Annotated in this window: 18 protein-coding genes and 1 tRNA gene; 18 read left to right on the forward strand and 1 reads right to left on the reverse strand. The window is 42.6% G+C overall.

Translation table 11 applies throughout. The annotated features are described in order from the left end of the window. Positions 1-254 precede the first annotated feature (254 nt). Complete coding sequence (locus J7E35_RS05815; RefSeq protein ID WP_214777877.1) at positions 255-707, reverse strand: YslB family protein; 453 nt, start codon at positions 705-707, stop codon at positions 255-257. 465 nt (positions 708-1,172) lie between these two features. On the opposite strand from J7E35_RS05815, the gene J7E35_RS05820 reads away from it, so the two are divergent. The 18 genes from J7E35_RS05820 to J7E35_RS05905 all read left to right on the forward strand — a co-directional run bounded on the left by J7E35_RS05820 (position 1,173) and on the right by J7E35_RS05905 (position 14,264). After that, the gene (locus J7E35_RS05820; RefSeq protein WP_214777879.1) at positions 1,173-1,781 is read left to right on the forward strand and encodes a succinate dehydrogenase cytochrome b558 subunit; all 609 of its coding nucleotides are present in this window, start codon (positions 1,173-1,175) and stop codon (positions 1,779-1,781) included. Between the two features lie 99 nt (positions 1,782-1,880). Continuing rightward, entirely contained in the window at positions 1,881-3,638 is a 1,758-nt protein-coding gene (gene sdhA / locus J7E35_RS05825; RefSeq protein WP_214777881.1) for a succinate dehydrogenase flavoprotein subunit, read from the forward strand. Between the two features lie 6 nt (positions 3,639-3,644). Next, the gene (sdhB, locus tag J7E35_RS05830; protein ID WP_192471469.1) at positions 3,645-4,406 is read left to right on the forward strand and encodes a succinate dehydrogenase iron-sulfur subunit; all 762 of its coding nucleotides are present in this window, start codon (positions 3,645-3,647) and stop codon (positions 4,404-4,406) included. Between the two features lie 50 nt (positions 4,407-4,456). Then, positions 4,457-4,642, forward strand: coding sequence for a hypothetical protein (locus tag J7E35_RS05835; protein WP_214777883.1), 186 nt, complete (start codon positions 4,457-4,459; stop codon positions 4,640-4,642). A 158-nt stretch (positions 4,643-4,800) separates the two neighbouring features. Further along, entirely contained in the window at positions 4,801-5,382 is a 582-nt protein-coding gene (locus tag J7E35_RS05840; RefSeq protein WP_214777885.1) for a class D sortase, read from the forward strand. Between the two features lie 123 nt (positions 5,383-5,505). Continuing rightward, entirely contained in the window at positions 5,506-5,973 is a 468-nt protein-coding gene (locus J7E35_RS05845) for an acyl-CoA thioesterase (RefSeq protein ID WP_214777887.1), read from the forward strand. Between the two features lie 141 nt (positions 5,974-6,114). Next, positions 6,115-6,339, forward strand: a complete 225-nt coding sequence (gene gerE / locus J7E35_RS05850) for a spore germination transcription factor GerE (protein WP_019154738.1) — start codon at positions 6,115-6,117, stop codon at positions 6,337-6,339. A 186-nt stretch (positions 6,340-6,525) separates the two neighbouring features. After that, positions 6,526-6,984 carry a MarR family winged helix-turn-helix transcriptional regulator gene (locus tag J7E35_RS05855; protein WP_214777888.1) on the forward strand — a complete coding sequence of 153 codons (459 nt, stop codon included), beginning with the start codon at positions 6,526-6,528 and terminating at the stop codon, positions 6,982-6,984. A 10-nt stretch (positions 6,985-6,994) separates the two neighbouring features. Next, entirely contained in the window at positions 6,995-7,792 is a 798-nt protein-coding gene (gene racE, locus J7E35_RS05860; RefSeq protein WP_214777889.1) for a glutamate racemase, read from the forward strand. A 131-nt stretch (positions 7,793-7,923) separates the two neighbouring features. Continuing rightward, complete coding sequence (locus tag J7E35_RS05865) at positions 7,924-8,994, forward strand: GerMN domain-containing protein (RefSeq protein ID WP_214777890.1); 1,071 nt, start codon at positions 7,924-7,926, stop codon at positions 8,992-8,994. 124 nt (positions 8,995-9,118) lie between these two features. Beyond that, a complete protein-coding gene (gene rph, locus J7E35_RS05870) occupies positions 9,119-9,874 on the forward strand; it encodes a ribonuclease PH (RefSeq protein WP_214777891.1) in 756 nt (251 codons plus the stop codon). Positions 9,875-9,887: 13 nt separating this feature from the next. Beyond that, positions 9,888-10,493, forward strand: coding sequence for an XTP/dITP diphosphatase (locus J7E35_RS05875; protein ID WP_214777892.1), 606 nt, complete (start codon positions 9,888-9,890; stop codon positions 10,491-10,493). Then, positions 10,486-11,010 (forward strand): metallophosphoesterase, encoded by a 525-nt coding sequence (locus J7E35_RS05880; protein WP_214777893.1) that lies wholly within the window; start codon positions 10,486-10,488, stop codon positions 11,008-11,010. Before J7E35_RS05875 ends, J7E35_RS05880 begins: the two co-directional genes overlap by 8 nt. 122 nt (positions 11,011-11,132) lie before the next feature. Next, positions 11,133-11,206: transfer RNA gene (locus J7E35_RS05885), tRNA-Arg, on the forward strand. A gap of 132 nt (positions 11,207-11,338) precedes the next feature. Further along, positions 11,339-12,346 carry a tyrosine-type recombinase/integrase gene (locus J7E35_RS05890; RefSeq protein ID WP_214777894.1) on the forward strand — a complete coding sequence of 336 codons (1,008 nt, stop codon included), beginning with the start codon at positions 11,339-11,341 and terminating at the stop codon, positions 12,344-12,346. A gap of 101 nt (positions 12,347-12,447) precedes the next feature. Further along, positions 12,448-12,930 (forward strand): hypothetical protein, encoded by a 483-nt coding sequence (locus J7E35_RS05895; protein WP_214777895.1) that lies wholly within the window; start codon positions 12,448-12,450, stop codon positions 12,928-12,930. 101 nt (positions 12,931-13,031) lie between these two features. Next, positions 13,032-13,487: an SHOCT domain-containing protein gene (locus tag J7E35_RS23650; protein WP_353050337.1), complete on the forward strand. Its 456-nt coding sequence runs from the start codon at positions 13,032-13,034 to the stop codon at positions 13,485-13,487. Positions 13,488-13,616: 129 nt separating this feature from the next. After that, positions 13,617-14,264 (forward strand): SEC-C metal-binding domain-containing protein, encoded by a 648-nt coding sequence (locus J7E35_RS05905; RefSeq protein WP_214777896.1) that lies wholly within the window; start codon positions 13,617-13,619, stop codon positions 14,262-14,264. Positions 14,265-14,513 lie beyond the last annotated feature (249 nt).

Raw genomic sequence — 14,513 nt, forward strand, 5'->3', positions numbered from 1 at the left:
ATAAAAGGAAAAAGCGAAGAAGTATCGTCACATTAAAACGGTTAATGTGCGGATAAAAGGAAAAAGCGAAACATAAAAGCGGTTAATGTGCGGATAAAAAAGAAAAACACAGGATGATCGTCACATTCATTAGGTTGATGTGGGCAAAGGCGAAAACGCGGCAACTGTGGAATGGATAAGAAAAGGCAGGGGAAGATATCAGAATTTTCATGGGCACAGCAAGGGTATCGCTGTGCCCATGTCATAATAAACTACTACTCAATCAAATCATTCTTGTCCCACTTAACCGTAAACTGGATTTTCGATGATTTTTTATTGGGGTGTTCGAAGGCTTCGGCTGTTACTTTTTTCTGTTGTTCCATTTGCTGGGCAATGAAACCTGCTTCTAGCTGGAATGTGGTGTTTGGGTTGTTTTTCAATCGGGAGGAAATGAGCTCGCTTCCAAGGACAAGCACCATTTCTCTTCGGGATTCTTCTTTGATGGTTAGCGTTCCCCAGCCGGCATCCTGGAAAAAACGGATGGTTTCGTCAAGGGTTGATAATGGATATTTCCGGGCGAGGCGTTTTCCGGCCCAATACAGGATTTCTGGTGTATCTTTGCCGAGCAATTCCGGCAGGAGGACTTCCCTGACCAGTTCATAACCGAATGCAGGGACAGCCAGTGGCGCGCTCTCTGTTTTTTGCTCTGAAGTAGTTATTTCACTCATGTTCTCCCCTCTTTCTATCACTCTATTATAAACAATTTGCCGCGAAAACAACCTGTGTTCATTAAATTAAAAGTGTTAAATTTTGCATGGCATAAGAAATTCTATAAAATTTTTCCATGTTTATACCATACCCGAAACTTTCTTAATCAAAAATTATTGCATCGGGAAATTTTTATAAGTCGTATCCATTAGGCAATAGTATTATTTTAATATACTCTTTAATGCGTTGGAATAATTAGAAAGAGGGATTTTTACAATATCAATATATTTAAAAAATTTTATTTATATAAGCATTTTTATGTATCCGTTTTCTTGACGCTCTATTATGATGGGAGTAAAATGAACATGTCACATAATTGTAAGAAATGCTTATTTTTTTGATGTTAGGTTGGATCATTCTGTTAGATTAATAGGGATGGGGAGAGAAACCGGAACATCACGGCCAAATTTCAGGGGGGTATACTTATGGCAGGTAGACAAGAGTTTTATTGGCGGAGGCTGCATTCTTTGCTGGGCGTCATTCCAGTAGGTCTTTTCCTAATGCAGCACCTTGTAGTCAACCATTTCGCTACAGGGGGAGAAGAATCATTCAATAACGCAGCACATTTTATGGAGCAGTTGCCTTTCAGGTACTTTTTAGAAATTTTCATTATCTTCTTACCATTATTATTCCATGCAATTTACGGTCTTTATATTGCTTTTACGGCAAAAAATAATATAGGCCAATATAGCTATTTCAGAAACTGGATGTTCATGCTTCAGCGTGTGTCCGGTGTGATTACTTTGATTTTCGTAGCTTGGCATGTATGGGAAACTCGTATCGCCGCAGCATTTGGTGCAGAAGTTAACTTCCAGATGATGGAGACAATCCTTTCCTCTCCATTCATGCTTTGGTTCTATTTAATCGGTGTCATCTCTACGACTTTCCACTTTGCGAACGGATTATGGTCATTCTTCGTAAGCTGGGGAATCACTGTAACACCACGTTCTCAAGTGATTTCCACTTACGTCACTATCGGAGTTTTCATTGCGCTTTCCATTGTAGGTGTCCGCGCAATCCTGGCATTTGTATAAGTCATTTTCCAGTGCTTCAGTCCGGAGCTTTGGCTGGAAAAAAGAACAACTATTGATCGGATATGAAAGACAGACATGGATTTAAGGGAGTGAGTCACGATGAGTAAAGGTAAGGTGATCGTAGTCGGCGGCGGTTTGGCCGGCTTAATGGCTACAATAAAAGTTGCAGAAACAGGAACTCCTGTTGAACTGTTTTCTCTTGTGCCGGTAAAACGTTCCCACTCTGTATGTGCACAGGGCGGAATCAACGGTGCAGTAAATACTAAAGGTGAAGGTGACTCTCCATGGGAGCACTTTGATGATACAGTATACGGCGGAGACTTCCTGGCGAACCAGCCGCCTGTAAAAGCGATGGCTGAAGCAGCACCTGGAATCATCCACCTTCTTGACCGTATGGGTGTAATGTTCAACCGTACACCGGAAGGCTTGCTTGATTTCCGCCGCTTTGGAGGCACGCAGCACCACCGTACAGCATTTGCGGGTGCGACAACTGGACAGCAGCTTCTATATGCTTTGGATGAGCAGGTTCGCCGCCATGAAGTGGCTGGTTTGGTTACAAAGTATGAAGGATGGGAATTCCTCGGAATAGTTAAGGATGAGGAAGGCGTGTGCCGCGGTGTCGTAGCACAGAACCTGACTTCAATGGAAATCAAATCATTTGCTGCTGATGCTGTAATTATGGCTACGGGTGGTCCTGGTATCATTTTCGGTAAAACAACGAACTCAGTTATCAATACTGGTTCAGCTGCTGCGATCGTTTATCAGCAGGGAGGTTATTACGCTAACGGGGAATTCATCCAGATTCACCCTACTGCAATCCCGGGAGATGACAAGCTTCGTCTGATGAGTGAATCTGCCCGTGGTGAAGGTGGACGAGTTTGGACGTACAAAGATGGCAAGCCATGGTACTTCCTTGAAGAGAAGTATCCTGCTTATGGAAACCTTGTGCCGCGTGACATTGCTACACGTGAAATCTTTGACGTTTGCGTAAGCCAGAAGCTTGGCATCAACGGCGAGAACATGGTTTACCTCGATCTATCACACAAGGATCCGAAAGAGCTTGATATCAAGCTTGGCGGTATCATCGAAATCTATGAGAAATTCATGGGTGATGACCCAAGAAAAGTTCCTATGAAAATATTCCCTGCCGTTCACTATTCTATGGGTGGACTTTGGGTTGACTATGATCAAATGACAAATATTCCAGGCCTGTTTGCTGCAGGTGAGGTTGATTATTCTCAGCACGGTGCGAACCGTCTTGGTGCCAACTCATTGTTGTCAGCAATCTACGGCGGTATGGTTGCAGGTCCAAACGCAATCCGTTACATTAACGGCCTTGAAAAGAGCTCAGATGCTATTTCTTCAGCACTTTTCGATGATGCTGTCAAGATGGAGCAGGAGAAGTGGGACAATGTCATGTCACTGGATGGAACAGAGAATGCATATGTCCTTCACAAAGAGCTTGGCGAGTGGATGACAGACAATGTAACTGTAGTTCGCTACAATGATAGACTTCAGAAAACAGACGAAAAGATCGTCGAGTTGATGGAGCGATATAAAAATATCAATATCAATGATACTGCTAAATGGAGCAACCAGGGTGCTGTGTTCACACGCCAGCTTCAAAACATGCTCCAGCTTGCACGTGTTATCACAATCGGTGCTTATAACCGTAATGAAAGCCGTGGGGCACACTATAAACCAGAATTCCCTGATCGTAATGACGAGGACTTCTTGAAAACAACTATGGCGAAGTTTGTTGATGCAAACTCTGCGCCAGCTTTCCATTATGAAGAAGTTGATACTTCATTAATCCAACCGCGTAAGCGCGATTATTCTAAGAAGAAAGGGGAGTAATAGAGCATGTCAGAGAAAAAAACTGTCCGTTTTATCATCAGCCGCCAGGATACTCCTGATTCAGCCCCTTATCAGGAAGAGTTCGAACTTGATTACCGTCCAAATATGAACGTCATTTCCGCGCTAATGGAAATTCGTCGTAATCCTGTAAATACAAAAGGTGAAGCCACTACCCCAATTTCCTGGGATATGAACTGCCTTGAAGAGGTATGTGGTGCGTGTTCAATGGTCATCAATGGACGCCCGCGCCAGTCATGTTCTGCGCTCGTTGACCAGCTTGAGCAGCCAATCAGGCTTGAACCTATGAGAACATTCCCGGTTGTCCGTGACCTTCAGGTTGACCGCAGCCGCATGTTCGACTCATTGAAGCGCGTCAAGGCATGGGTTCCTATTGATGGTACTTACGACCTTGGACCTGGTCCACGTATGCCGGAGAAAAAGCGTCAGTGGGCTTATGAACTTTCGAAGTGTATGACTTGCGGCGTTTGCCTTGAGGCTTGCCCTAATGTAAACGACAAGTCAGATTTCATCGGGCCGCAGCCATTATCACAGGTTCGTCTTTTCAACGCCCACCCAACTGGTGCTTTGAACAAAGGCGAGCGTCTTGAAACAATCATGGGAGACGGCGGACTTGCGAACTGCGGTAACTCACAGAACTGCGTTCAGTCTTGCCCTAAAGGAATTCCATTGACTACATCAATCGCAGCCTTGAATCGTGATACAACATTCCAGTCATTCAAGAACTTCTTCGGAAGCGATCAAGTATAAAGAAGCGTAAGCGCCTTGTCCAGCCCCGACAAGCGCTGGAGGGCCGACCGGTGAAGTCGTTCTTTGACTTCATTGGGCGGACCGAAACCGAAAAGTATAGCCGACTGCCCAGAAACGCAGAAACTGGAGACTCCGACAAAGAAGCGCTTTTTGCTTCTGCCGGCGGAGTTGAAGTTTCGGAGTTTCTAGGAGGCGACACTGGACATGCGACTCGAGGGGGTAGGCGCTGGAGCTGAACACTAATCTAAGTGTAAAAGTTTATACTTAATTTTAAACAAAACAGCCTCCTTTTCTTCGGAAAGGGAGGTTTTTTCCTTTGCACCTAAAATAGGACTTTTTTACAGTGTGCTTCCCTTGGTATACTTTACCTAAAAGGCATAATTGGGAGCGGTATATGAATCTTTCAAAGATATTAGCGATTGGTATTGTCGTAAGTGGTGTGATCATCCTGGGCATTGGATTATTTCAAATATGGGACATTAAAAAACAGGAGCAGGTTTCTCTTGCAGCGGCAAAGGAATTGGTCCAGGAAAATACACCAATGGCAAATAAGAAAGAATTCAAGCCTGTGACCGGAGAGGCATCCGGATTACTGCTGATTCCAAAAATCGATGCAGAATTGGCTATTGTTGAAGGAACGGACCCGGACGACCTGGAAAAAGGTGTTGGCCACTATAAAGGCTCGTTCTACCCGGAGGAAAATGGCCAAATTGTCCTCTCAGGCCACCGTGATACGGTTTTCCAAAAAGCTGGGGAACTGGTATTGGGTGATCTCCTGACGATGAAAATGCCATATGGGGATTATACATATGTGATAACCGGAACAAAAATAGTCAGCGCAGATGATACCAGTATCATAAACCTCCAGAATTCCGAAGAAGAGCTCCTTTTAACAACATGCTACCCATTCAGTTATATTGGCGATGCCCCAGAAAGATATATTATCTATGCAAAAAGAATTTTAGATAAAAACTAGTTAACCAGCATGAAACATCCCTGTGCTGGCTTTTGTTTTAGCCTTTTTTATTCCCAAAATGACTAAATATATTTATAATAAAGAAAAGAATGAATGTTCATTCAGTTTACGGGAGGTTTCAGCATGAAAAAGATGGAATACATTAACGAGATTGTAAGCTGGGAAGAGGAGTTTGGATTTTTTTATCAGGTGAAGGTTCGGTTTTCGGAAACTGATATGTTTGGGCATTTAAACAACACAGTTCCGTTTACATATTTCGAACAGGCGAGAATTGAATATTTCAAGAGCCAGGGATTCATGCAGGATTGGGTCAAACCAGAGAACGAGACGATTCCCGTTGTGGCCGATCTCCAATGTGATTATTTAAGCCAGATTTTCTTTGATGAAGACCTGAAAATATATGTGAAGGCCAATTCAATTGGGAATTCCTCAGTTGACCTTCACTATATGGTCAAAAAAGCGGATGGCTCGATCTGCTTGACTGGAAGGGGCACAATCGTGCAAATTTCCAAGAGAACAGGCAAGGGAGTATCCTGGACAGAAGAAATGAGGCAATTGTTTTCAGAAAGCAAAAAATCTGTCGTTAAATAAGTTTTGCATGTAAAAATAAAAATTGGCATGAAGTCCATTAAATGTTGTCACTACACCTCTTTCCTTCACATATGATATTTTGACTAAATTTATACCCACCCCGCAGTTCACAGCTGGCGAAGGCAAGGAGGGTTACAATACTTGAAGGAAAATGAATATACTCACAAGCCATTACTCACAAAACGCGAAAGAGAAGTTTTCGAACTGTTAGTACAAGACAAGACAACAAAAGAGATCGCTAGTGAATTATTTATCAGCGAAAAAACGGTTCGGAACCATATTTCAAACGCCATGCAAAAGCTTGGTGTAAAGGGGCGTTCCCAAGCTGTTGTAGAGCTCCTGCGTATGGGAGAGCTAGAACTTTAATCATGACCGGCCAACCCGAATGGGGGGCCGGTTAAGATGTTTAATAGGGCAAAACAGGCTCTTATCGGAATTCTGTCTTGAAATTTGCTCGAAAAAAGTAGAAAATAAGGGCAATAGTAAAAATCATCACAGCTTGGAAAACAAGTTTTATGGATAAAGGAAATAGATTTTTAGGAGTTGTTACGGATGAAAGTTGAAGGGGTAGACAAGAATCAGGGACTGGAGACGGTTGCTGATATCGAAAAGGATCTCCGGTACATATCAGGTATTATTAAGCAGAAGGGCCGCGAGCTCCTCAGCAATTACACGATCACACCTCCCCAGTTCATTGCGCTGCAATGGCTGTTTGAGGATGGGGATATGACAATTGGGGAGCTGTCGAATAAAATGTTCCTGGCTTGCAGCACGACCACGGATCTAGTAGACAGGATGGAGAAGAATGAGCTTGTTGTCAGGGTGAAGGATCCTAATGACAGGCGTGTAGTTCGCATTCATCTTCTGGACGAAGGCGAAAGAATCATCGATGAAGTAATCAAGAAACGCCAGCTGTACCTTCAAGAGGTATTGAAAGACTTTTCAGGTGTGGAAATATTGTCCCTTAAAGAGGGGTTAGCGAAATTACATCAAGAAATGCGTGGAGAATGAGGCGAGTTTTTTGAATCGACCAATAGGAATCATTGATTCAGGAGTAGGCGGGTTAACCGTTGCCAAGGAAGTCATGAGACAGCTGCCATATGAGCAGATCATCTATGTTGGTGATACGGCACGCTGTCCATATGGCCCTCGACCCGTTGAGGAAGTGAAGAGATTCACCTGGCAAATGACCCGTTTTCTTTTGGAAAAAAATATTAAAATGCTGGTCATTGCGTGCAATACAGCGACGGCTGTGGTCCTTGATGAGATAAGGAGTGAACTCCCGTTTCCTGTGTTAGGTGTCATCCAGCCTGGTGCACGGACAGCGATCAAGGTAACGGACAATTATAAAATTGGCATTATTGGAACCGAAGGCACGGTAAAAAGCCGTGCGTATGAGCATGCGCTGAAATCAATCAATCGCAAGACTGCCATTGAAGCACTCGCCTGCCCAAAATTCGTGCCGCTTGTAGAAAGCGGAGAATATGATGGGCGTGTCGCAAAGAAAGTGGTGACTGAAACCCTTCAGCCCCTGCAGGGACAGGGGCTTGATACATTGATCCTTGGCTGCACTCACTACCCTTTGCTCGAAACGCTCATTAAGGAAGTGATGGGGCCTGAGGTCAAGGTGATTAGTTCAGGCGAGGAAACAGCGCGAGAAGTAAGCACGATTCTCGGCCATAACGACATGTTTGCTGAAAGGGAAGAACTTCCGGAGCATTTCTATTACATGACAGGCTCCAGAACAATTTTTTCTGCCATAGCATCCCAGTGGCTGGAGAGGCCGATAGAACACGTTGAGAAAATTAAATTAGGTTAGAAAGGCTTCCGGAGACGGAGGTCTTTTTTTCTGCTTATTCGATTTTAATTCTAAAAATCTTCTCTAAGGCGGTCTAAAATATCCAGAGGCTCGTATACATATTAGTACAAACTGTCTTTGGAGGGATTTATATGTCAAAAAATAAAAAGGCTGTGGTCGTTACAGCTGCTACATTGGCAACTACGGTATTCCTATCAGGCTGCGGGCTGTTCGGGGGCGAGGAAAAGAAAAAGATCGATCCTCCACAGGATGTCACTTTCATGGAAGATGGGGAGGCTCTCGATGAAAATGTTTCTACAGAAACAACTGAGGATGGTAAAGAAGCGGTTGAAACATCCATCCAGACAGAATTGTATTTAATCGATAAAAATGGCTATGTTGTCTCACAGACAATGGATCTTCCGAAAACAGAAAGTGTCGCCAAGCAGGCACTGGAATACCTTGTTGCAAATGGGCCAGTCGAGCAAATGCTTCCAAATGGCTTCAGGGCCGTCCTTCCAGCTGATACACAAGTGACAGTGAACATTAAGGATGGGACGGCAACGGTTGATTTTTCAAAGGAATTCGGTTCCTATCAAAAAGAGGATGAGAAAAGGATTCTTCAGGCTGTGACATGGACGCTCACGCAGTTTGATACCATTGATGAAGTGAAGCTTCAGATGAATGGCACCCCTCTCGAAGCGATGCCTGTTGGCGGCACTCCTATCGGGGGAGAGTTGAGCCGTGCGGATGGCATCAATGCTGACAATACCGATGTTGTAGATATCACAAATACGAAAGCGGTCACTGTATATTATATTGGTGGAGAGGAAGGCGCATATTATTATGTACCAGTAACAAAACGCGTCAGCAATGATGTGAAGGATAACATTACTGCAATCGTAAACGAGCTTGTTGAAGGGCCAGCGTATGCATCCAATCTTCTGTCGGATTTCCAGTCGGGTGTGAAGCTGCTTGACACACCTAAAGTTGAGGATGGCAAGGTAACTTTGAACTTCAATGAATCCATTTACGGCAGCTTTGAAGAAAAAATGGTGTCCGAACACTTGCTGAATTCCCTTGTGCTGTCACTGACAGAACAGACAGGTGTTGAGAGTGTGGCCCTTACGGTTAACGGAAAGGCAGATGTCCTTACAGAATCTGGAGAAAAGCTGGCTGAGCCGGTTACAAGGCCTGAAAAAGTGAACACAGGTAGTTTTTAATAGCCGGATTTTGATATACTAATTAAAGACATTCAAAGAGGCAGGCTTATTTCCTGCCTCTTATTTATATTTTGGTTACCGGGCAGGCTGCCTGCTTTTTATCATGCTAAGGAGGAAATTTATCATGCGATTTGATGGGCGTGAACCATTGCAATTAAGACCAATACATATTGAAACAGATTACCTGAAACATCCAGAAGGCTCTGTGCTGATCTCTGTTGGAGATACGAAGGTGATATGTACTGCCAGCATTGAGGACCGCGTTCCTCCGTTTATGAGGGGCGAAGGAAAGGGATGGATTACGGCAGAATACTCTATGCTTCCGCGCGCTACAGAACAGAGGAATATTCGTGAGGCGGCAAAAGGCAAGATATCCGGAAGAACGATGGAAATCCAGCGTTTGATCGGGAGAGCTTTGCGCGCAGTCGTAAATCTTGAGGCTATTGGCGAACGTACTGTTTGGGTCGATTGTGATGTCATCCAGGCGGACGGGGGCACTCGTACTGCTTCAATCACAGGAGCTTTTGTTGCGATGGCTATGGCACTTGAGAAGCTGAGCAAGCAAAAGAAGCTTTCTGCTTATCCTGTGACTGACTTTCTTGCCGCGACGAGTGTCGGAATTCTTAAAAACGGTGAGGCTGTCGTTGATTTGAATTATGTCGAGGATTCTGCTGCCCGTGTCGACATGAATGTTGTCATGACCGGCAATGGGGAATTCGTCGAGCTGCAGGGTACTGGGGAAGAAGCTACTTTTTCATACAGCCAGCTGCAAGAACTTTTAAAGGCCGCACAAGATGGAATCACAGAACTATTCGAAAAACAGAAGGAAGCTCTGGGAGAAGAGTTGACGGCCAAAATTGCGGGCGGAAAACAGAGATAGGGGAGTTCTCAAAATGGAATCAGTCATAATCGCGACAAAAAATAAAGGAAAAGCTAAAGAATTCGAGAAACTTTTTTTGCCAAAAGGGCTGGCGGTAAAAACTTTGCTCGATTACCCAGAGCTTGATGATGTAGAGGAAACAGGTACAACTTTTGAAGAGAATGCGATCCTAAAAGCTGAGGCAATCGCTAATATTCTTGGAGTCAAAGTAATTGCAGATGATTCTGGGCTTGAGATTGACGCATTGGAAGGACGGCCGGGTGTGTATTCGGCACGTTACGCAGGTCCCGAGAAAAATGATGAAAACAACATCGACAAAGTTCTCGATGAACTTCAGGATGTGCCAGAAAGTGAGCGCACCGCAAGATTCTGCTGTGCACTCGCAATGGCAGAGCCAGGCAAGGAAACAGTGACTGTATTCGGTACATGTGAAGGCAAAATCCTTAATGAACGACGCGGTACCAACGGTTTTGGCTATGATCCCATTTTCTTCGCAGAAACAAAGGGAAAATCTATGGCTGAATTGGCATCAGAGGAAAAAAACAAGATCAGCCACAGGGCCAATGCGATCAGAAAGCTGGATGATCTTCTTAAAAAGCGAGAGGAACGCCATGAGTAGGGTGCTGATTGTCAGTGACAGCCACGGGTCAACAGAGGTACTGGAGGGAATTGAGAAGCTGCATGGCAATGATGTGGACTTGATGATCCACTGCGGTGACTCAGAGCTAGATGAAGATGATGCTGCTATTAAGAATTTCAAATCGGTGAAGGGGAATTGCGATTTCTATGGCCATTTTCCTGATGATGAAATCCATGTGATAAATGGCGTGAAAATTTTTGTGACACATGGGCACCTATACTCGGTGAAGTCTACACTCGCAAACTTGTACTATAAGGCAAAAGAACTAGAGGCTGAAGTCGTATGCTTCGGTCATTCGCATTTGCTGGGAGCAGAAATGGTAGATGATGTACTGTTCATCAATCCGGGAAGCATCAGGCTTCCACGCGGCAGGTCAGAAAAGAGCTATGCCATTCTCGAACTGGAAAATGGAAAAGCGGTATTGCGGATCTATGACTATGGAAATGGTGAGATGTCTGAATTAAGACAGGAGTTTTCACTTCACAAAACAAGTTAAAACTACTATAATGATTTTCTGAGGGGAATCAGCAGGTTTCCCTCAGAAAAAAGTTTTGATTTTTTTATTGACATTTAGTCATTTGGCTAATATAATAAATCTTGTCTTTAAAAAACAACCAAGTCCCAGTAGCTCAGTTGGATAGAGCATACGCCTTCTAAGCGTACGGTCGGGAGTTCGAATCTCTCCTGGGACGCTACGAACAGCGGCGCTAAAGCCCGCTAAACTAACCTTCTATGACGTTAAATGAAACGGTCAATGTATCGGTCAAATACGAAAGTATTACCGAAATCGACTTAGCCATTTACGCATAGGAGGTTTTTTATTTATGACAAAAAAGAAAGCGGTACTCACGGTAACAGAAGATTTAAGTGGATTATTTAACGGAAAATCAGAGCGATTCGGCGGAAAGGTTAAGAAGGCAAAGTTGTTGAAAGAAGGAGATAAAGACCGTCTCACTATCGAAAAGGCACTCGCTACTGTTACCCGTCAAATGGAGATAAGCGGCAACCGTCCACGCACAATTAGCGATTATAACATTTATGTTATGCATTTTATTGGGACGGTAAGGACAACGTATGTAGACGAACTAAACGCCGACCATATTTACGAATGGCTTGCGATTATGGACGTTTCTAAGCAAACTAAGTTAACTCGCCTAAAATGTTTGAAGGCATTTCTTTCTAGGTGCTTCGACAATGGTTGGATAGAGCGAAAATTTTGGCGTCCAATAAATATAAAAGTCGATAATATTGTTAAGGAAGGCGCTGCCGAACGCGATATTAATATTCTGCTATCGGTATTAAATTTAAATGATTTTGTGCAGCTTCGAGACGCTACTGCGCTATTATTAATGTATAAGACAGGTCTACGTATAAATACTATCGTTCACTTAGAAAATCGACATATCGACCTAGAAAACAATCTTATGAAAATTGACGGCTCAATCATAAAGAATCACGACCAACTTTTATTACCGATCGATGGGACTTTAAATCGCTTGCTAACAGTTCTACTCAACCAGAATGAGGCTATCCGTACGGAATATCATAGAGAAAATAATTATGTTTTTATAACTAAGCAAGGCGGCATTATTGCGACGAGCCAAACGCATAATAACATACAAAAGAGATTGAATAAGTATGCTAAAGAATATGGACTGAAAAATATTAATCCGCACGCTTTACGAAGAGGGTTTGCGAAGAATCTGCTCGAAAAAGGCGCTAATATCGCCCATATTTCAAAAGCTTTAGGACACAGTAATTTAGCGGTAACCAGCCAGTACTTACATCTGGATAAAGAAGAAGTAGCGGAGAACTTACGTAAATTTTTATAATTACTTTAGGCGCAGGCGATTATGCCTAGCGCTCTTTTTCTATATGTGGAAAGGAAATAATTGTATAATAGAGTTATTAAACCAAAGGAGGAAGTTCAATAATGGAAGAACAGGTTGCTCAATTAGCTATTAGATTTACAGAAGCAATGGGGAAGAGCTCGTATGATTGGGTTAGTACAAAAATTACACAAGCTAAAGAAAAGAAAGCAGAAAACGAGAAGCAAATTATCTATGAAGAAATCATTAATAATCTATTACAAGATAAAATGGAACTAGAAATGGTAGCGCGCGAATATAAAGGCTTATACGAAAGAGTTACCATAAGTGACGAAGACATTGAACACCTTCAGAACACCCTTCAACGTGTAGTAGAACTATTAAGTTCTTTTTCTCCAAAACTTGATGAAAATCGCGAAAATATGAAGTTTTTAATTGAATTGATAAATAAGGATACATTAAAAACAATGCAGTTATTAGGCTTTAATTATAAGGAAGCTATCGGTCAACCATTGACGGAAGCATGTGCCAGTGCTATTCAGAGAGGGTTAGGCGGGCATAATAAGAATTCGAAAAATAAAAGATAGCATGCAAAGACAAGCTTAAATCTATGGCATTTATCTTCAGTGAATAAAGCTTGCTGCTAGAAATTGAAGATATTCGATGAAAACATAGAGGGGGAATATTTGTGAGTGAGAAGCATATTTTCGAAAGTGGTACTGCGATTGTAGAAGTAAGTCCTTTAAAGGTTACTATCAAACATAAAAAAGGTACTTATCATAGTCGCAAAGAAAAGGATATACAAATTAAGTCCATAACGGGAATTCAAATGAAAGAGCCAGGGACGATATTAGCAGGACACATGCAAATTATTTTCTCAGGCTCAGGTGAATCAAAGGGACGCTCAAACTTTGACGCTGCGAAAGACGAGAATACTGTAATGTTCCGCAAGAAAGACTATCCTGAGTTTCAACGTTGTAAGCAATTGATCGAAGACTACCGAGACGTAGCCGTTCAAAGCGAAACTACAACGATTCAGCCGCTATCAATTGCCGACGAATTAAAGAAGTTTGCAGAGTTGCGTGACGCAGGAATAATAACAGACGACGAGTTTAATGCCAAGAAACAGCAGCTTTTAGGATAATAAGTAGAGAGGACGCTATAACAGCGTTCTTTTTTATTCGAAAAGGAGATTAGGTATTTTGGAATCGACTAGTTAATTCCATTTTATAGTATAATTGGATTAGTCTAAACTTAAATAGGAGGATTTTTTATGCCAGTTATGCCGGCTGTATGTGATTACTGCGGTACTATATTTTCTTCTGGGGTATTTTTGGAAAATACTATGGGAACTTTTAAAGGGAATAAAGCAGGACCCTGCCCTAAATGCGGAAAGATGGGACATATTCCTGATGGAGTTTTCAATTTCGTAGAAAATGCTATTCAAATTTTGAATGCGCCTGAGAGAACGGTTTTAGAATTAAGAAAGTTTACTAGGATATTAGAGGACGTTAGTGAACAAAGAATACCACAAGAAGAATTACAGAATGAAGTGGAACAAGAAGTACCTGAACTTTCTCCAATCCTTGACCTCTTACCAAAAACAAGAGAAGAAAAGAGAGAGGACTATAAATGGGCTATTGAAATGTTATTGCAAGTTCTGTTCGCTCTTCTCGCCTTCTTTTCAAGTGCGAGTGAAGAAAATGCACAAGGAGCGCAGAAGATAGAAGTAAATCAAGTTATTAATCAAATCTACGTAAATAATCAGCCTGCAGCAACTTTAAATGCTCCAACACCTACTACAGCGATTAAAGATGATAGAGTAAAACAAATACCTATAAAATCAGAAAAAATAGGCAGGAACTCTCCTTGCCTTTGTGGAAGCGGAGTCAAGTATAAAAAGTGTCATGGCAATAATTAAGAAACAGAGCGCAACGAAGCGCTCTTTTTGATTTCTTGAAAACCTAGAATTTTTGGTATCTAAATGTAAACTGGAATCGAAATAGCTTCGGAAAAGCGTAATCGTAGACGGCTCTAAGTGTGAAGGCTATCGTTTGATGTTCGTTATAATGTACGATAGTTTACGCATATAAAGAACGAGTAGTCTACAGCCGCTCGACCTTCCTGCCAGAGTGTCCGCTCAAAACTCAGGGGGTAGACGCATATCTAT

The sequence above is a fragment of the Bacillus sp. ISL-45 genome, assembly GCF_018613195.1.
In the GTDB taxonomy this organism is placed as follows: Bacteria; Bacillota; Bacilli; order Bacillales; family Cytobacillaceae; genus Mesobacillus.